Source organism: Nordella sp. HKS 07 (assembly GCF_011046735.1).
In the GTDB taxonomy this organism is placed as follows: Bacteria; Pseudomonadota; Alphaproteobacteria; order Rhizobiales; family Aestuariivirgaceae; genus Taklimakanibacter.
In genome coordinates, this window is record NZ_CP049258.1 from 3,204,892 (window position 1) to 3,221,962 (window position 17,071).

Annotated in this window: 13 protein-coding genes and 2 pseudogenes; 6 read left to right on the forward strand and 9 right to left on the reverse strand. The window is 63.4% G+C overall.

Annotation, left to right across the window (positions count from 1 at the left end; genetic code table 11):
• Nucleotides 1–236: 236 nt before the first annotated feature.
• Nucleotides 237–1,430 (reverse strand): patatin-like phospholipase family protein, encoded by a 1,194-nt coding sequence (locus tag G5V57_RS15085; protein ID WP_165168332.1) that lies wholly within the window; start codon nucleotides 1,428–1,430, stop codon nucleotides 237–239.
• A gap of 260 nt (nucleotides 1,431–1,690) precedes the next feature.
• Here G5V57_RS15085 and G5V57_RS15090 point away from each other — a divergent pair, with 260 nt between their 5' ends.
• Complete coding sequence (locus G5V57_RS15090; RefSeq protein WP_246737632.1) at nucleotides 1,691–3,886, forward strand: mechanosensitive ion channel family protein; 2,196 nt, start codon at nucleotides 1,691–1,693, stop codon at nucleotides 3,884–3,886.
• Nucleotides 3,887–3,927: 41 nt separating this feature from the next.
• Here the strand turns inward: G5V57_RS15090 and G5V57_RS15095 are convergent, their stop codons facing one another.
• Nucleotides 3,928–5,052 (reverse strand): 2'-deoxycytidine 5'-triphosphate deaminase, encoded by a 1,125-nt coding sequence (locus tag G5V57_RS15095; protein WP_165168334.1) that lies wholly within the window; start codon nucleotides 5,050–5,052, stop codon nucleotides 3,928–3,930.
• 85 nt (nucleotides 5,053–5,137) lie between these two features.
• Here G5V57_RS15095 and apaG point away from each other — a divergent pair, with 85 nt between their 5' ends.
• The 3 genes and pseudogenes from apaG to G5V57_RS15110 form a co-directional block, all read left to right on the forward strand.
• A complete protein-coding gene (apaG, locus tag G5V57_RS15100; protein ID WP_165168336.1) occupies nucleotides 5,138–5,530 on the forward strand; it encodes a Co2+/Mg2+ efflux protein ApaG in 393 nt (130 codons plus the stop codon).
• 6 nt (nucleotides 5,531–5,536) lie between these two features.
• Nucleotides 5,537–6,697 (forward strand): acetylornithine deacetylase, encoded by a 1,161-nt coding sequence (gene argE, locus G5V57_RS15105; RefSeq protein ID WP_165168338.1) that lies wholly within the window; start codon nucleotides 5,537–5,539, stop codon nucleotides 6,695–6,697.
• A 289-nt stretch (nucleotides 6,698–6,986) separates the two neighbouring features.
• Nucleotides 6,987–7,388 (forward strand): annotated as a pseudogene (locus G5V57_RS15110) (YccF domain-containing protein); the annotation flags it as partial.
• 25 nt (nucleotides 7,389–7,413) lie between these two features.
• Here G5V57_RS15110 and G5V57_RS15115 read toward each other — a convergent pair.
• The 3 genes from G5V57_RS15115 to G5V57_RS15125 all read right to left on the reverse strand — a co-directional run bounded on the left by G5V57_RS15115 (nucleotide 7,414) and on the right by G5V57_RS15125 (nucleotide 10,578).
• Nucleotides 7,414–8,367: an Hsp33 family molecular chaperone gene (locus tag G5V57_RS15115; RefSeq protein ID WP_165168342.1), complete on the reverse strand. Its 954-nt coding sequence runs from the start codon at nucleotides 8,365–8,367 to the stop codon at nucleotides 7,414–7,416.
• 68 nt (nucleotides 8,368–8,435) lie between these two features.
• The gene (gene argF / locus G5V57_RS15120; protein WP_165168344.1) at nucleotides 8,436–9,371 is read right to left on the reverse strand and encodes an ornithine carbamoyltransferase; all 936 of its coding nucleotides are present in this window, start codon (nucleotides 9,369–9,371) and stop codon (nucleotides 8,436–8,438) included.
• 10 nt (nucleotides 9,372–9,381) lie between these two features.
• Nucleotides 9,382–10,578 carry an aspartate aminotransferase family protein gene (locus G5V57_RS15125; protein ID WP_206530309.1) on the reverse strand — a complete coding sequence of 399 codons (1,197 nt, stop codon included), beginning with the start codon at nucleotides 10,576–10,578 and terminating at the stop codon, nucleotides 9,382–9,384.
• A gap of 386 nt (nucleotides 10,579–10,964) precedes the next feature.
• Between G5V57_RS15125 and G5V57_RS15130 the strand changes: the two genes are divergently transcribed.
• Together G5V57_RS15130 and G5V57_RS15135 are read left to right on the forward strand one after the other, a co-directional pair.
• Nucleotides 10,965–11,495 carry a GcrA family cell cycle regulator gene (locus G5V57_RS15130; protein ID WP_165168348.1) on the forward strand — a complete coding sequence of 177 codons (531 nt, stop codon included), beginning with the start codon at nucleotides 10,965–10,967 and terminating at the stop codon, nucleotides 11,493–11,495.
• Between the two features lie 125 nt (nucleotides 11,496–11,620).
• The gene (locus tag G5V57_RS15135; RefSeq protein ID WP_246737633.1) at nucleotides 11,621–13,384 is read left to right on the forward strand and encodes an adenylate/guanylate cyclase domain-containing protein; all 1,764 of its coding nucleotides are present in this window, start codon (nucleotides 11,621–11,623) and stop codon (nucleotides 13,382–13,384) included.
• Nucleotides 13,385–13,429: 45 nt separating this feature from the next.
• Here the strand turns inward: G5V57_RS15135 and G5V57_RS15140 are convergent, their stop codons facing one another.
• From G5V57_RS15140 to G5V57_RS15155, 4 genes and pseudogenes are all read right to left on the reverse strand, one after another.
• Entirely contained in the window at nucleotides 13,430–14,173 is a 744-nt protein-coding gene (locus G5V57_RS15140; protein WP_165168350.1) for an SDR family oxidoreductase, read from the reverse strand.
• Nucleotides 14,170–14,592 carry an NUDIX domain-containing protein gene (locus G5V57_RS15145; RefSeq protein ID WP_165168352.1) on the reverse strand — a complete coding sequence of 141 codons (423 nt, stop codon included), beginning with the start codon at nucleotides 14,590–14,592 and terminating at the stop codon, nucleotides 14,170–14,172. Before G5V57_RS15145 ends, G5V57_RS15140 begins: the two co-directional genes overlap by 4 nt.
• Nucleotides 14,589–15,012: pseudogene (locus tag G5V57_RS15150) on the reverse strand (VOC family protein). The gene G5V57_RS15145 and the pseudogene G5V57_RS15150 overlap by 4 nt, the downstream one beginning before the upstream one ends.
• Nucleotides 14,979–16,994, reverse strand: a complete 2,016-nt coding sequence (locus G5V57_RS15155) for a CocE/NonD family hydrolase (protein WP_165168354.1) — start codon at nucleotides 16,992–16,994, stop codon at nucleotides 14,979–14,981. Before G5V57_RS15155 ends, G5V57_RS15150 begins: the two are co-directional and overlap by 34 nt.
• Nucleotides 16,995–17,071 lie beyond the last annotated feature (77 nt).

Here is a 17,071-nt window from a genome sequence, read left to right on the forward strand (position 1 = left end):
TTCAGAATGCCATATCGCTCAATTTTAGCTCGCATCCCGGCGAAGTGGAATCACATCGCCGGAAAGGATTCGCGCCAAATCAAAATATTGGAGCAAATCCTCATCGCCAAAGTCTTCAACTTTGGCGGGATTTGCTCTGTTCCCAGCCTTGCTCCAGATCAACCGCCGCCCGCCGCGTAGGAACAGCCTTGGAAACTATGAGCTGATCTGAGGCGCCGCCGCCTCTCGCGGCGTCATTACGGCGGATGCTTTTCCCAGGGAATGCCGTTCTTCCCCATCTCATAACCCAGCTTGTAGAGCGCCCGCATATAGACGGGGTCGAAGGGTTCTTTTTCCTTGAGCTCGAAGCTCGCCGGCACCCAGATCGCATTGTAGTCGATCTTGTCGCGTTGGGCGTTGCTGTACAGCCGGTAGAGATCGCCGATGCCCTGCGTCTTGATCAGCGAGGCGATCGACTTGCCCGCAATGGCGGCGATGCGCGGTTTGACGGCGCTCCATTCCGGATTGACCTTGCCGTTGCGGATCACATACAGGGTGCGCTTTGGCGTCCGGCCGATCAGTATGTTGGCGTTCGTCGCCGTGAAGTTGGAGGGGAACAGGAAGGACTGATTGCTGGTCCCACCATCGACATGCAGCTCGTCATAACGATGGCCGTCGGCGACGACATTGAGGCGCACCGGCGGAAACACGACGGGAATCGAGGCCGAGGCCACCAGGATGTCGCGGATGAGCTGAACGCGGTTCGGATCGCGGCTCGAGGCGATCGCCCCGATATCCCAGATGACCGGCCGTTCGGCGTCGATATTGGTGGTGCCGATCAGAAGGCGGCGACCTTTGGCATGCTCGCGGACGATATCGGCGATGAGCCGGTCAGTCATATAGCGAGCGACCATGTTCTTGAGCGGCGTGTTGTCGGCGGCCGACTCGCTGCCGATGATGCTCAGAATGCCCTTGGTCTTGTAAATGTCCTTGCCGCTGGTTTCCGTATAGACCTCGCGCAAATGCCGGTCATAAGCGGAGCCCACAAAGGCAAAGGGGGCAATGAGCGAGCCGGTGCTGACACCGGTGACGATATCGAAATGCGGGCGGGTGCCGGCCGCCGTCCATCCGACCAGCAAGCCGGCGCCGAAGGCGCCATTGCTGCCGCCACCCGATATGGCCAGGAATTTGCGGTCGTAGGGGTTGATGGTGCGATCGGTCTTCGCCGCGCGCATAATCTGCGCCGCTCCCGCCTCGATATAGGCAGGGGTGACGCTGTTGCCGTCATCCCCCCAGAAGCGCACCTGCTTATAGCCGGGAACATGGGCCACCGCGACCAGCGGCTCGGGCACCGGAGTGCGCAGCTCTTCGAGCGAGGCTCCGCAGCCGGAAAGCAGGAAAAGTCCCGCCGCGCCAATCAGGAATGAAGAGAATAGACGTCGACCCGCCATCGATTTTACCAAGTACAGATTGAGAGACCAGTGCACCCAATACTGCGCTCGAGCAAGAAAAACGTGTTGGACCTTGGTCCAATCCAGGAGCCTTTACCAAGCTAACTCATTGTTAGGGCGCGTCACTTTTAGGCCGCCTCCCGGGCGTGCATCGGCTTGTGCGATCTGGTATTCCCTTGAGACAGGATTGGTACCGACATCCGCGGCAGTGCCTCGGGGACGGGCCACGGGGAAGAAATGGGCGTTTTGGGGAGACGGCAATGAGCGCGCGTCAGATGGGATCCATTATCGGCTTGCTGCGCCGCTGCGTGCTGATGGCCGCCATGTTGTCGGTCTTCGGCATGCTGGCGACGGGTGCGCTCGCTCAGACCGAGCCGGCCGTGCCGCCCCAGAAAGTCCAGGATCTGCTCAAGCTGCTGGGCGATCCCGAGGTGCAGAAGTGGATTGATGCGCAAAAGGCGCCTCAGCCCGCGCCGCAAGCGAGCGCGCCCGGCCAGATGGATGACGGCATGGTCTTCACCTCGGCCTTGATGCGGATTCATCAGCATTTCTCGGACCTCGCCGCAGCGATCCCAGGGCTTCCCGCTGAGGTCGCCGCCGCCGCCACCACGGTCGGCATGGCGCTGCAAGGCTATGGCCTGTTCGGCTTCGCGCTGATATTTGCCGTCTTCGTCGCCGCCGGCTTCGCCGCCCAGTGGCTGTTCCGGCGCTGGACCACCGGGCTGCGCGCCTGGATTGCCGCGTCCGAGCTCGAGACCGTGCGCGATCGGCTGATCGCCATGGCGGCGCGCCTCGTCTATGGCGCGGGATCGGTCGCGATGTTCGCGCTGGGCAGCATAGGAGCCTTCCTCGTCTTCAGCTGGCCGCCGCTTCTGCGCCCGATCCTGCTCGGCTATCTCATGGCGGTGCTGATCTTCCGGCTGGCGCGCGTCGTGCTGGATTTCCTTTTCTCGCCGCCGGAGCTCGCCGATTTCGGCAAGGCGGCGCGCTTTCGCGTGCTGCCCGTCTCCGATCCGAGCGCGTCGTTCTGGGTGAAGCGCCTGTCTTATGCGGTGGGCTGGTTCGCCTTTGGCTGGGTCACGGTCGTCCTCTTGTCGATGCTCGGCTTCACGATACCGTCCCGCCAGCTGATCGCCTATGCGCTCGGGCTCGTCCTGCTCGGCATGGGCATCGAGGCTGTTTGGCGCAGACCCGTCCAGACATCGGCGCCGGCGCAGGATGCGGCGCGCGCCACGATAGACGAGCGCGCCAGGACCTGGCTGCTTTCGGCGTATTTCGTCTTCCTGTTTCTGCTCTGGATCGCTGGAGCCATGAAACCCTTCTGGCTGCTTGTCGTGCTGGCGGCCCTGCCTGCCGCGGTCATGCTGGCGCAACGCGCGGTGAACAATGTCTTCCGGCCGCCGGGATCGGCTCAAAGTGGCAAGGAGGTGCCGAGTGTTCTCGCGGCCATCGTCGAGCGTGGCGTCAGGGCGGGGCTGATCATCGCCGCCGTGGTCTTTCTGGCGCACAAGCTGGACGTCGATTTCACCGCCATGACGGCGCAGGACACCTTCCTCACCCGGGTCATGCGCGGCGCGCTGAGCGCGATCGTCATCCTTCTGGTGGCGGACTTCATATGGCATGTGGCCAAGACCCTGATCGACAAGCGTATCGCCTCCGCTTCCTCAGGCGGTGAGCCGGGGACGGAGCTGGCCCGGCGCAATTCGCGGATCAGGACGCTGCTGCCTATCATGCGAAACGTCTTGATGATCGTGGTCGCGATCGTCGCGCTGCTGATGGCCTTGTCTTCCCTCGGCGTGCAGATCGGTCCGCTCATCGCCGGCGCCGGCATTGTCGGCGTGGCGATCGGCTTCGGCGCGCAGACGGTGGTCAAGGACGTCATCAGCGGAGTCTTTTACCTGCTCGACGACGCCTTCCGCGTCGGCGAGTATATTCAGAGCGGCTCGTACAAGGGGACGGTCGAATCCTTCAGCCTCAGATCGGTGAAGCTCAGGCATCATCGCGGTTATGTCTACACCGTTCCGTTCAGCGACCTGGGCGCCGTTCAGAATATGAGCCGCGACTGGGTCATCGAGAAGATCACCCTCACCTTGACCTACGACTCCGACATCGACAAAGCCCGCAAGATCGTCAAGAAGATCGGTCTCGAGCTGGCGCAGGATCCGGAATTCGCGCGCAGCATCATCGAACCCCTCAAGATGCAGGGCGTCGATCAGTTCGGCGACACCGGCATGCTGATGAAGATGAAACTCAAGACGCGTCCCGGCGAGCAGTTCACCATCAAGCGCCGCGCCCTCATGCTGATCAAGCAGGCCTTCGACGAGAACGGCATCAAGATCGCGGTGCCGACGGTGCAGGTGTCGGGCGATGATGACCCCAAAGCCGCGGCGGCCCACAGGATGCGATTGAAGCAGCAGGCTGACGCAGCAGCAGCAAACGCGGCGGGCGGCGGCTGACCGCTGGCGCTGGCACGGGAGCTTTTACCTTCGGGACTCGCTCACGGCACGAAAGGCTTGAAATGCTTGGAGAGCTTGAGCCCCTGGCGCTGATAGTTGGAGCCGATGCCCTGGCCATAGACCTGGTCCGGCATCTGGGTGAGGGGTTCGTAGATGAGCCGGCCGATGATCTGCCCATCCTCCAGGATGAAGGGCACCTCATGCGAGCGCACTTCAAGAACCGCGCGTGAGCCTTCGCCGCCGCCCGATTGGTGGCCGAAGCCCGGATCGAAGAAGCCGGCATAATGGACGCGGAATTCGCCGACCAGCGGATTGAACGGCACCATCTCGGCCGCATGTGTCGGCGGCACGCGCACCGCCTCCTTCGACGCCAGGATATAGAACTGGTCGGGGTCGAGGATGAGCGACCCCTTCTGCCAGATCGGCTCCCAGTAATCCAAGACCTCTAGTACGCCGATCCTGTCGACATCGATGAGGCCCGAATGCCTCTTGGCGCGGAAGCCCACCGGCTGGCCGGGCGGCTGCGGCGACAGATCGACCGACAGCGCGAGGCCGTTGTCGATATTGGCGTTGGCGCTCGAGATCAGTGCTTCGCTTTCATGCAGCATCGCGATGATCTCGTCGGAAGCGAGCGGCGGGCCGGAGCGGAAACGGATCTGCGACAGGCGCGAGCCGGTGCGCGCCAGGATGGAGAAGCTCCGGGGCGAGATCTCGGCATAGAGCGGGCCTTCATAGCCCTCCGAGATCTTGTCGAATTCGCGCGCGTCATCAGCGATGATGCGGGTGAAGATGTCAAGCCGGCCGGTCGAGCTCTTGGGGTTGGCCGCCGCCGAGATTCGGGACGGCAGCGCCAGGCTTTCGAGGAGCGGCACGATATAGACGCAGCCCGCTTCGAAGACCGCCCCCTGGGCCAGCGAGAATTTGTGCAGCTGCAGCGTCTCCAGGCGCTCGGCCACGGTCTTGCCGGGGCCCGGCAGGAAGGAGGCGCGCACCCGGTAGGCCCATTCGCCGAGCCGCAAATCCAGGCTCGCCGGCTGGACCTGCCCGTCGGCCAGGGGCCGGCCGGTCCGGATGAAGCCTTTCTGGCAGAAATCGACCAGCGTCATCGCGGGCAGGATCCCGCGCGGCATTTCAAGGGTGGAAAGCTTGGTGTTGAGCTGCGGCATGGCGCTATTGAGGGGCTTCTCCGGCGTTAGGCAAGCTTAATCTGGCCCCAGTGGAAAACCCGGCCGCATCGTCTAAAGTGGCCCCATGTATGAAAGCACCACCCGCAATATCCGTGTCGTCGTTCAGCCGCGCTATCTGCAAAGCCAGTCGCGGCCGGACGAAGATCATTTCTTCTGGGCCTATACGATCACCATCGAGAACCGGGGCGTGGAGATCGTGACCTTGCGCAGCCGCCATTGGCAGATCACCGATGACCGCGGCGGCCATGAGGAGGTGAAAGGCGACGGTGTTGTCGGCGAGCAGCCGACCCTGGCGCCCGGCGAGAGCTTCGAATATACGTCCGGCGTACCGCTCGCGACGCCGTCCGGCATCATGGTCGGGACATATGAGATGGAGACCTCGGGCGGCGAGCGCTTCGATGTGGCCATTCCCGCCTTTTCACTCGATTCCCCCCAATCCCACCGACAGATCAACTGACTTTTCATGACTGGAACCCGCTTCACGCCACGCGACATGCTGGCTCGTCTCGTCGCTTTCGACACCACCAGCCGCGACGGCAATCTGCCGCTCATCGATTTCGTCGAGAGCTATCTCGCCGACTGGGGCGTCAAGAGCCTGCGCGTCGATTTCGAGTCGGGCAAGAAGACCAACCTCTATGCCACGATCGGCCCCGAGGATCTGGGCGGCATCGTTCTGTCGGGCCATACCGATGTGGTGCCGGTCGACGGCCAGGACTGGACGACCGATCCCTTCACGATGACGGAAAAGGACGGTCTCCTCTATGGCCGCGGCACCTGCGACATGAAGGGCTTTCTCGCCACCGCTCTGGCGCTGGTGCCGGATTTCAAGGCGGCGAAGCTCAAAGTCCCGATCCATCTGGCGCTGTCCTGCGACGAGGAAGTGGGCTGCGTCGGCGTGCGCCCGCTCGTCGCCTATATCAAGGAGCATCTGCCGAAGCCCAAGGCGGTCATCGTCGGCGAGCCGACCCTGATGAAGGTGGTGAACGCCCATAAGGGGGCGCACACTTTCGCGACCGAGGTGACCGGCCTCGAAGCGCATTCGAGCTGCACGCATCTCGGCGTCAATTCCATCCTGGTGGCGGGCGAGCTTCTCACCGAGATCGGCCGCATCGCGGCTGACATGCGCGAGCGGGGCGACCCGTCGGGCCGCTTCAACCCGCCTTACACGACAGTGCATGTCGGTCTGATCGAAGGCGGTACCGCCAAGAATATCATTCCACGCCGCTGCGGCTTTCGGTGGGAGACGCGGCTTCTGCCGGGCGCCGATCCGGAAGAAGTGCCGACGCGCTTCAACGCCTTCGCCAGAACACTGGAGCCGGCAATGCATGCCGTGTCATCCGATACCGGCATCAGGACCGATCGCACCAATGTCGTGCCGGGGCTGCGCCCCGAGCAGGACTCTCCCGCGGAGCATCTGGCGCTGCATCTGGCCGAAGCCAACGGCGCCGAAGCCGTGTCCTATTGCACCGAGGCCGGCCTCTTCCAGGAGATCGGCATCCCCGCGATCATCTGCGGCCCGGGCTCCATCGAGCAGGCCCATAAGCCTGACGAGTTCATCGCCATTTCCGAAATGGAGAAATGCGAGACCTTCATGAAGCGGCTCATCCGCCACTGCGTGAACTGAGGTCACCCTCTCCCCGCTAAAGCGCAGGGATGTCCGGGGAAATTCATTGCAATACGCAAGGCCTTACCTGTTTTCCCCTTCTCCCGCTTGCTTGCGGAAGAAGGGGAATGATGGTGAGTTCTGAGTCTCGTTAGAGAAGATGTGACTCGATCCCATTCCTAATGTGATTTTCTCTGGCATGTCGCAAGTTTCCCCGGACAGCCCTCCGCTAAAGCGGGGCGAAGGGGGTGCTATTGCGCTCGCTTGTCATTCTCCCCATATCTGGCGCGGATTTTCACATGAGGCCGACATGACCCTGCTTCTCAATATCCTGTGGTTCATCCTCGGCGGGTTCCTGTCGGGGCTCGGCTGGCTCCTGGCCACCGTGCTCATGGCGATCACCATCGTCGGCATCCCGTGGGTGCGCTCCTGCTTCAATCTGGCGATGTTTTCCTTCTGGCCCTTCGGTCGCGACGTGATCTCGCGCAAGGAGCTCACCGGCCAGGACGATCTCGGCACCGGCACGCTGGGGCTCGTCGGCAATATCATCTGGTTCGTGCTGTGCGGCTGGTGGCTGGCGGTCTGGCACATCACCGCCGCCGTGGCGCTTGGCATCACCATCATCGGCATACCCTTCGCCGTGCAGCATCTGAAGCTCGCGGTCGCCTCGCTGCTTCCGGTTGGCAAGATGGTCGTCGATTACGAGACCATCGAGCGCGTACGCGCCGGACGCGGCCCTACTGCGGCTGCGTCTCAGGCTCCACTTCCTCCGGCGCGAACTGGTAGTGCGTAGAGCAGAACTCGCAGGTGACGTCGATGATGCCGTTGGTCTTCATCGCCGCCCGGTCGTCATCTGAGAAGCTCTTGAGCAGGTCGCCGACCTTGTCGCGCGAGCAGGTGCAGTGCCGCTCGAGCGTCACCGCCGGATAGACCGTCACGCCATCCTCGTGATAGAGCCGATAGAGCAGTTCCTCGGGCGTCACCAGCGGGTCGAGCAGCTCATGGTCCTCGACGGTGTCGAGGAGCAGGCGCGCCTTCACCCAGTGATCATCCTCGACCACCGTCTCTTCCTTGCCTTCCGGGACATCGCCTGAATGGAGCGGCATGGGGCTGATGCCGCCGTGGCGCGGCAGATGCTGCACCATGATGGCGCCGGCGCGCCAGGCCTCGGGCCGGGCGCCGCGCTGCGCCAGCACGCCGGCCGCGAGCCGGAGCCGGGTCGGGATCTGCTCGGATTGCTGGAAATAGCCGAGGGCCGCCTCGGTCAGCGACACGCCACCCAGCGACACGATGCCCTGATAGCGCTCCATCCCGACACCCTGATCGATGGTCATGGCGAGATGCCCCTTGCCGAGCAGCGCCTGCGGTGTCGGCGACTTGAGCTTCGCCACCATGTCGGCGTCGAAGCGCGCATAGCCCCGGATCCCGCCAGGGGCGGAGAAGTCGGCGACCAGCAGGTCGACCGGTCCGTCGCTGTTGGTCTGCAGGATGAACTTGCCGTCGAATTTGAGCGAAGCGCCCAGCATGGCGGTGAGTGCGACGGCCTCGGCGAGAAGGGCCGAGACCGGGGCCGGATAATCGTGCTTGTGCAGGATGTCGTCGACCACGTTCCCTAAACGCACGATCCGCCCGCGCACGCCCAAGGGCTTGATTTCAAAAGGCATCACGGTGTTGTCGGGAAGGTTGGTCATGCTGTTCACGTGTTTTTGCAGGGGCAAGAGAGGCTCTCGCCCTTGAGTGCTAGCTGTAATTTATGGCGTCATTCAGCGCCGAGGCAGCGGAGAAGAATGCTCTTCTGGATATGGAGACGGTTCTCGGCTTCGTCAAATACCACCGATTGCGGGCCATCCATGACCTGGGCGGTGACCTCCTCGCCGCGATGGGCGGGCAGGCAATGCATGAACAGCGCATCGGGCCGGGCTTTGCGCATCAGGGCTTCATTCACCTGGTAGGGCTTCAGCATATTGTGGCGCGCCGCGCCGTCGGTGTCATGCATGGAGACCCAGACATCGGCGACGATGCAGGAGGCGTCCGTGACGGCTTCCTCGGCCGATGTCGTGACCTTGATCTTGCCCCCGTGGCGCGCCGCCCAGCTCACCGCTTCCTTGTCGGGAGCGAGTTCCGCCGGGCAGGCGAGCCGCAATTCGCCGCCGAGTTTGGTCGCCGCATGGATCCACGAGGTCGCGACATTGTTGCCGTCGCCCACCCAGGCGACCGTTTGCCGGTCGATGGCGCCGCGATGCTCCTCCAAGGTCATGATGTCGGCCATGACCTGGCAGGGATGCGACTTGTCGGTGAGGCCGTTGATGACAGGGACGCTCGCATGCTCCGCGAGCTCCATCAGGTGATCGTGCCTCTTGGCGCGGATCATGATCGCATCGACATAACGCGACAGCACACGCGCCGTGTCGGCCACCGTCTCGCCGCGGCCGAGTTGCATGTCGTTGGCCGAGATGACGAGCACTTCGCCGCCGAGCTGCCGCATCGCCACTTCGAAGGAGACGCGCGTGCGCGTCGAGGGCCGCTGGAAAATCAGCGCCAGCATGCGGCCCTTGAGCGGAGCGCCTTGCTCGACCGTTCCTTTCGGCTGATTCCGGCGCGCGTTCTTCATCGCCAGCGAGCGGTCGAGGATGGCTCTGAGCTCAGCTGCGGTGAAATCTGAAATATCGAGGAAATGACGGATGTCGCCGGCCATGACAGGTCACTCAGCCGCGCTTGGATTTGAGGGATTGGCAGGCGCGGTCGAGCTTCGCCACGGCTTCTGAGAGATCCTCGTCGGTGACGATGAGCGGCGGCAGGAGGCGCACAACATTGTCGCCGGCGGCGATGGTGAGGAGCTGCTCGTCGAGGGCGGCCGCGATGAGATCGGTATTCGGCACCTTCGTCTTGAGGCCCATCATCAGACCGTCGCCGCGGATGTCCTCGATGATGTCGGGATGGCTGTCTTTCAGCGCCGCGAGCTTCTGCTTGAGGCTGAGGCCGCGCTGACGGACAAGGTCGAGAAAGCCGTCGGCGAGCACGACATCGAGCACCGCATTGCCGACCGCCATGGCAAGAGGATTGCCGCCGAAGGTCGAGCCATGCGTGCCCGCCGTCATGCCTTGCGCCGCGTTCTCCGTGGCGAGGCAGGCGCCGACCGGGAAGCCGCCGCCGATGCCTTTGGCGATGGCCATGATATCGGGTGTGACGCCCGCCCATTCATGGGCGAAGAGCTTGCCGGTGCGTCCGACGCCGCATTGCACCTCATCGAGCAGCAGCAGGAGCCCATGCTCGTCGCAGATCTCGCGCAGCCGCTTGAGCATGCCGGGCGGAACCGGGCGCAACCCGCCTTCGCCCTGGATCGGCTCGATCAGGATGCCGGCGGTCGCCGGCGTGATCGCGGCAAGCAGCGCCTTCTCGTCGCCGAAGGGAACTTGGTCGAAACCGTCGACCTTGGGGCCGAAGCCCTCGATATATTTGGCCTGGCCGCCGGCGGCGATGGTGGCGAGGGTTCGACCATGGAAGGCGCCCTCGAAAGTGATGATGCGGAAGCGGGCCGGATGTCCCTTGGCCGCATGATACTTGCGCGCCATCTTGATCGAGCATTCGAGCGCCTCGGCGCCGGAATTGGTGAAGAAGACGGTGTCGGCGAAGGTTGCTTCCGTCAGGCGCCTGGCGAGCTTCTCCTGTCCGGGGATTATATAGAGATTGGAGGTATGCCAGAGCTTCTGGGCCTGTTCGGTCAGGGCCTGGACGAGGCGCGGATGGGCGTGGCCGAGGCTTGTGACCGCGACGCCGGCGCCGAAATCGAGATATTCCTTCCCGTCTTCCGTATAGACGCGCATGCCCTTGCCATGGTCGAAAGCCAGCGGCGTGCGCTTATAGGTCGGCAGGACAGGCGTGATCATCGTCGTGGTCCAAATGAAAATGCCGCCACGAGGCTCTGTGGCGGCGCAGCAAATCCCTGAAGCGGTTATATGGGTTCCCTCCCTGTGGGTCAATCGCGGCCCCACCTGAGTCAAACCGCCGCATAGACCCTGGATTCCCGTGCCTGTTAGGCTTTCTTTAACCACGCGGCGCTGGGGCGACTTGAGGGGGAAACTCCGGAAGTTGGGGAAAACCTCATAAAGTCGGCGCCTGATTCTTGATGGCGAGTCACGGCATATTGTATGGTGGGGCCATCAAGCTACGAGATGTAGCGTTAATCTTGTCAGTTCTGGGCAAAGTACGCCGGTCATGCGGGTCGGTGAAAGATGAGGGATTCGAAGCGGTGAATAGCGAGATTGGGGCCAGCCACGGAGGCGATAAGATGTCCTGGACGGATGAGCGGGTGGAGCTCTTGAAGCGGCTTTGGACGGAAGGGCTGAGCGCCAGCCAGATCGCGGGGCGCCTTGGCAATGGGGTCACGCGCAATGCCGTCATCGGCAAGGTTCACCGTCTCAATCTGTCGGGCCGGGCACCCCAGCCCCGCAGTTCCGTGCCGCGTCCCCGCCGCGCCAGGGAGCCAAGCCCGCCGGGCCGGGTCACCCCCTCCATCCATCTGCCCACCGCAGGCGCCACGGCGCTCAAGCCGACCTTGCGCAGCGAAGTGCAGCCGCGGTCCTTGCCGATGCCGGAACCCCAGCCCCTGCGGCTGGTCGACCTGCCCAAGGATGGCCGCGTCACCATCCTTCATCTCTCGGACAAGACCTGCAAATGGCCGATCGGCGACCCGGGGGCCGAGGATTTCTGCTTCTGCGGTCACCGGCCGCGCGATAGCTCGCCCTATTGCGAATATCACGCGCGCCTTGCCTATCAGCCGCTGCAGGACCGCCGCCACCGCAAGGTGGTCAACGGCTGACACTCGTCATCCAGCCGGAAGTCGCCTGTCTACGATCCAAACGCGCTGACAGGTGACGGCTTTTGCCGGTTTCGTCGCGGGTTGCCGTGATCTAGTATCGGGGAAATATTCCCTGGTCCGCTCACATGGCCGAAACGCGACCGCTTCGCCGTCTTGCCGCTATCCTGGTCGCGGATATCGTCGGCTATTCGCGCCGGATGGAGGCCGATGAGGCGGGCACGCTGGTCGCACTCAAGCAATGGCGCGAAGAGATCCTTGGGCCGCTGGTCGGCGAGCATGCCGGCCGGATTGTCAAGGTCATGGGCGATGGGGTGCTGATCGAGTTCACCAGTGCCGTCAACGCGGTAGCATGCGCTCAAGCGATCCAGGCCCAAACTGCCGAAGCCAATGCCACGGCAGCGGAAGAGAACCGAAATCTGCTGCGCGTCGGCATCAATCTCGGTGACATCGTCGAGGAAGGCTCCGACATCTATGGCGATGGCGTAAATATCGCCAGCCGCCTCGAAGCTCTGGCGCCGCCGGCCGGCATTTGCATCGCCGCGAGCGTCCACGACGCGGTCTTCGGTAAGATCGCTATGGCCGCAGAGGATCTAGGCGAGTGCCAACTCAAGAACATCGCCCGGCCGGTGCGCGCCTATGTGCTGCGCTATGGCGCGCCGGCGGAGCCGCGCTCGCCTCAGCCTTTGCCGCTTCCAGATAAGCCCTCCATCGCGGTTCTCGCCTTCGACAATCTGAGTGGCGATCCCGAGCAGGAGTATTTCGCCGACGGGATCGTAGAGGAGATCATAACCGCGCTGTCTCGGATCAAGTGGTTGTTCGTCATCGCTCGCAATTCGAGTTTTGTCTATAAGGGCCGGATGGTCGATGTAAAGCAGGTCGGGCGTGAGCTTGGCGTGCGTTATGTCCTTCAAGGCAGTGTGCGCAAATCGGGAAGCAGGGTGCGCATCACTGGGCAACTCATCGATGCCGCGACCGGCATCCAGATCTGGGCCGACCGTTTCGAAGGCGCACTTGAGGATATTTTCGATCTGCAGGACCAGGTGACCATGCGGGTTGTCGGCGCCATCTTCCCTAAATTGGAGGAAGCCGAGATCGCGCGGGTGAAGAGCAAACCGACGGAAAGCCTTGATGCCTATCAATGCTATATGCGGGGCATGGCTGCCTTCTATCAAATGAGTGAGGAGAGTAACCAGTCGGCGTTCACGCATTTCTACCGGGCAATCGAACTCGATTCGAATTTTGCATCTGCCTATGGGATGGCGGCGCGCAGTTATGCCCAGCGTAAGGCCTTCGGCTGGCGTTCCATCGACGCGTGGGAGATGGCCGAAACGGAGCGGCTGGCACGGCGCGCCGCGGCGCTCGGCAAGGATGATGCAACGGCGCTGACCGCGGCTGGCGTTGCTCTCGCTTATGTAATCGGCGATCTCGACAGCGGCGATGCCATGATCACGCGCGCTCTCTCGCTCAATCCCAATTTCGCCTCGGCTTGGCTGTTCAGCGGTTGGGTGAAAGTGTGGCTAGGCGAGCCTGTCGCGGCGATCGACCATGTGTCGCGCGCCATGCGTTTGAGCCCTCAGGACCCAAATATGTTCAACATGCAAGCGGCGACCGCCGCGGCACATTTTCTCGCCGGTCGCCATGAGGAGGCACTCGTGATGGCGGTGGCAGCCGTTGAAAATCAGCCAAATTATGCTCTGGCAAATAGCATTCTTGCCGCGAGTGCGGCCCATTGCGAAAGGCCGGCCATAGCCAGGGCCGCCGTGGCGCGCTTGCGGGTTCAGGAGCCGGGACTTCGGATATCACGGATTACCGATCTTTTCCCCGTGCGCAGCTCAGGCGACCTTGCCAAACTAGCCGAGGGATTGAGCAAAGCAGGCTTGCCGGGGTGAAGGACGGCCGCAAAGACCCAGGTTCCTTCATTATTGCCACGCAACTCAACGCCCGCCGGAGACGTCGATAATAGCGCCCGTCGTGTAGGATGCGGCATCACTGAGCAGCCAGACGATGGCTTCCGCGACCTCGCGCGCCGTGCCGGGCCGCCCCATCGGTGCCGTGGCGCCGAGCCGGTGCGCCCGGTCCGGCTGGCCGCCGCTCGCATGGATATCCGTCTCGATAAGACCGGGCCGGATCGCATTGACCCTGACCCCTTGCGGGCCGAGCTCCTTGGAAAGGCCGATAGTCAGGGTGTCGAGCGCGCCTTTCGATCCGGCATAGTCGACATATTCGAAGGGAGCACCGAGCCGCGCGGCGGCCGAGGACATCAGCACCACTGAGCCGCCTTCGCCGCCACGGTCGCGCGCCAGACGCCTGGCGCATTCGCGCGCGCACAGATAGGCGCCCAGCACATTGACCTCGAATATGCGCTTGAGCCGGTCGAGGCTCATCTCGGCGAGCGGCTGGGAAGGAGCGACGATGCCGGCATTGATGACGACACCGGTAAGCGGGCCGAAGGCGCGTTCCGCCGTATCGAACATGGCGGCGACATCGGTTTCCACGGCAACGTCACCCTTGATCGCCACCGCCCGGCCGCCGGCCTGGCGGACCATGGCGACCGTTTCCTCCGCCGCCTCCTGGTTGCCGACATAGTTGACGCCGACCGACCAGCCCCTTTCGCCACAGAGGACCGTGGCTTCCCGGCCTATGCCGCGGCTTCCCCCCGTGATCAGCACATTCTTCATCTCAAATTCCCCTTCCTCGAGCGGGCGACCGGCATGATATGCGCGCGGCTCAGAACGGCGAGCGGCAGGTCGAGCGCGAATGGATCGACCCAGCGGATCTCCTCGATCTCCGCCGCGGCGGCGACGGCGCCGGTGAGCGGCACCTCGAAGACATCGGCCACCACGACCCGATCGGCTTCATGCGCCGCCTCGGCCATGAAACGCCCGATATAGACCGGCGCATCCTCGCCGATCGTGAGAGCGATTTCTTCGCGGAGCTCCCGCCTCAGGGCCGCGACCGGCGTCTCGTCGGGCTCGATCTTGCCGCCCGGCTGCATGAAGACGGACGCGCCACGCTTGCGCACCACGAGAACATGCCCCGCCTCGTTGAAGATGATCGCGGCCGCGATACAGATTGGGCTGTCTTGTGGCGTCGTCATTTGCGTTCGATAAGGTCCCAGCGATTTCCATGGATATCCTCGAAGACAGCCACCGTACCATAGGCCTCGTGACGCGGCGCTTCGAGGAAGTGCACGCCGCGTGCCGCGAAGATCGCGTGATCGCGCTCGAAGTCGTCCGTTTCCAGGAACAGGAAGACTCGGCCGCCGCTCTGATTTCCGATGGCAGCGCGCTGGCTCTCATTGGCCGCCTGCGCCAGCAGGAGTCCGGTCCCCCTCGGACTTGGGCGCCACCACCACCCATCTTTTGGTAGTGGACATCCGCTTGTCCTCGCGCAGCGCGAAGCCGAGCTTGCCGACATAGAAGCCGATGGCTTCGTCGTAATCGCGCACGACGAGCGTGATGAGGCCAAGTTCGCGCCGTACGATCAATTCAGTTTGCGTTCGACCTGTTCGTTCCATTCGCGGCTGAACACCTGCTCGTTGTCCTCGAACGCCTCGATGCGGCCCCAGATGATCCAATGCGTCTTCGTCGACTCATGGCGCGTATACGTCTCGACCCGCGTCCGCCAGTCGCCGCGTCCCACTTCCTCGGTCCAATGCGTCTCCATGCGGGCCGACAAAGGATCGTCCTGCTTGATGCGATAGGTCTTCTCGATCACGGAGCGGATCACCAGGCCATGCGGCTCGATTTCGAAGCGGCCGTTGTCGTCCTTCTCCTCGATGACCGTCTCGCCCGTAGCTTCGTCCATGCGCACATTGCGGCTGGCGCTCGGCCGCGCGAGTTCCTTCAGTTTCGCGGGCTCGGCACCTTCCGCCGGCTTGAAGCTCGGGCCCGCCTCATTGGCGATCTGCCGCCTGATCGGCACATGGACACGCGATGAGCCGGCATAGAGTGTCAGCCGCACCGGCTCGGGCGCCGGCCACATCAGGGGCCAGTAGGTGGTCGAGATCGAGACCCGCAATTTATGGCCCTTGGGGATGCGCCAGGCGATGTCGTCGAGCGCGATCTTCATCTTGTAGCGCCTGCCGGGCTCGAGCGCCGACGGGTAGTCGCGGCTCACCCGCTGGCAGAGATTCTGCAATTGATAGGTGATGCGCGTGACCTCGCCCGAGGGCCACACATCGTTGAGCCGGATCGCCACGAAGGCGACCGGCCTGTCGACCGAGAAGTCGAGCTCCACGGCAGGCCGGCCGACAATGTCCATGTCGGAGACGAGAGCCGGGGAATCGAAGGTCAGCGATCCGGCATCGTCGCGCGTCTGGTTGCCCGGAAAGCCCGAACCGTTGAACATGATGCAGTAGTCGCCGGCATCGAGGCCGATATCCTGGGGCGACGAAACGGTGAGCGGCGTCTCCGCCTGGCCGGCACCACCTATGCCGTCCTCATTGAGATACCACTGCTTGATCTCGGTATTGCCGGCATTCCACACCTCTTCGCTGATCCAGCGGCCCGGCCACTCGTCGGGCCCGCCATTGCCGGGCTCGATCGCGTCCATCACATAGATGCGGTAGGCGGGATCGCGCATCACGCCGGTCGGCTCGCCCTTGAGCCAGAAATCCCACCAGCGCAGCGCCTCCTGCAGGAAGCCGATGCGCGGACCCACCATCGAAAAATGCGGATATTTGTGGATCCACGGACCGATGATCGCCTTGCAGCTCGAGCGCAGGCCGGTCATCAGCCGCGGTATGGCGTTGGAATAGGCATCGTTCCAGCCGCCGACAATCAGGCAGGCGGCTTCGATGGCGCCGAAATCCTCACAGACGCTCGCATGCTTCCAGTAGGAGTCGCGATGCGGGTGCGAGAGCCAAGGCACGATCAGCATCGGCAGGTTCTCGAGCCGCTCCATCCACATCTTCTTCCACGCATCGCCGACGAGGACCGGATCGGGCGGGCGGGACGAATAGGCGAACATGGTGGCGGCCCAGGCCATATGCTCGTTGATGACGCAGCCGCCCTTGTAGTGGATGTCGTCCTGATAGCGGTCATCCGTCGAGCACAAGGTGACGATGGCCTTGAGGGCAGGGGGCTTGCGCGCCGCCACCTGGAGCCCGTTGAAGCCGCCCCACGATATGCCGATCATGCCGACGGAACCCGAGCACCATGTTTGGCCTGCGAGCCAGGCGATCACTTCCAGCGCGTCATCCTGTTCCTGCTTCGTATATTCGTCGAACAGCAGTCCCTCGGAATCGCCATTGCCGCGCATGTCGACGCGGATCGCCGCATAGCCATGGCCGGCGAAATAGGGATGGGTCAGCGCGTCGCGGATAATCGTGCCGTCGCGCTTGCGATAGGGCAGATATTCGAGGATCGCCGGCACCGGCCTTGCCTCGGCATCCTCCGGCAGCCAGACCCTGGCGGCGAGCCGCGTGCCGTCGGACAGGGGAATCCAGATATTCTCGATTTCCTTCACCTGACGCGGGAAGGTGGTGACGGTCTGCATGGACGGGGATCCTTCTGGGCGTGCTAACGGAAATAGAGCCCCGGCCGTCCGGTGTCAAAACTCCTAAACGCCGGATG

What these genes read in the sequence shown, in the direction of transcription:
- G5V57_RS15140 (WP_165168350.1), bottom strand. Translation starts at nt 14,173, where the DNA reads ATGAAGAATGTGCTGATCACGGGGGGAAGCCGCGGCATAGGCCGGGAA.
- G5V57_RS15085 (WP_165168332.1), bottom strand. Translation starts at nt 1,430, where the DNA reads ATGGCGGGTCGACGTCTATTCTCTTCATTCCTGATTGGCGCGGCGGGA.
- G5V57_RS15115 (WP_165168342.1), bottom strand. Translation starts at nt 8,367, where the DNA reads ATGACCAACCTTCCCGACAACACCGTGATGCCTTTTGAAATCAAGCCC.
- G5V57_RS15155 (WP_165168354.1), bottom strand. Translation starts at nt 16,994, where the DNA reads ATGCAGACCGTCACCACCTTCCCGCGTCAGGTGAAGGAAATCGAGAAT.
- G5V57_RS15095 (WP_165168334.1), bottom strand. Translation starts at nt 5,052, where the DNA reads ATGCCGCAGCTCAACACCAAGCTTTCCACCCTTGAAATGCCGCGCGGG.
- argF (WP_165168344.1), bottom strand. Translation starts at nt 9,371, where the DNA reads ATGGCCGGCGACATCCGTCATTTCCTCGATATTTCAGATTTCACCGCA.
- apaG (WP_165168336.1), top strand. Translation starts at nt 5,138, where the DNA reads ATGTATGAAAGCACCACCCGCAATATCCGTGTCGTCGTTCAGCCGCGC.
- G5V57_RS15135 (WP_246737633.1), top strand. Translation starts at nt 11,621, where the DNA reads ATGGCCGAAACGCGACCGCTTCGCCGTCTTGCCGCTATCCTGGTCGCG.
- G5V57_RS15130 (WP_165168348.1), top strand. Translation starts at nt 10,965, where the DNA reads ATGTCCTGGACGGATGAGCGGGTGGAGCTCTTGAAGCGGCTTTGGACG.
- argE (WP_165168338.1), top strand. Translation starts at nt 5,537, where the DNA reads ATGACTGGAACCCGCTTCACGCCACGCGACATGCTGGCTCGTCTCGTC.
- G5V57_RS15090 (WP_246737632.1), top strand. Translation starts at nt 1,691, where the DNA reads ATGAGCGCGCGTCAGATGGGATCCATTATCGGCTTGCTGCGCCGCTGC.
- G5V57_RS15145 (WP_165168352.1), bottom strand. Translation starts at nt 14,592, where the DNA reads ATGACGACGCCACAAGACAGCCCAATCTGTATCGCGGCCGCGATCATC.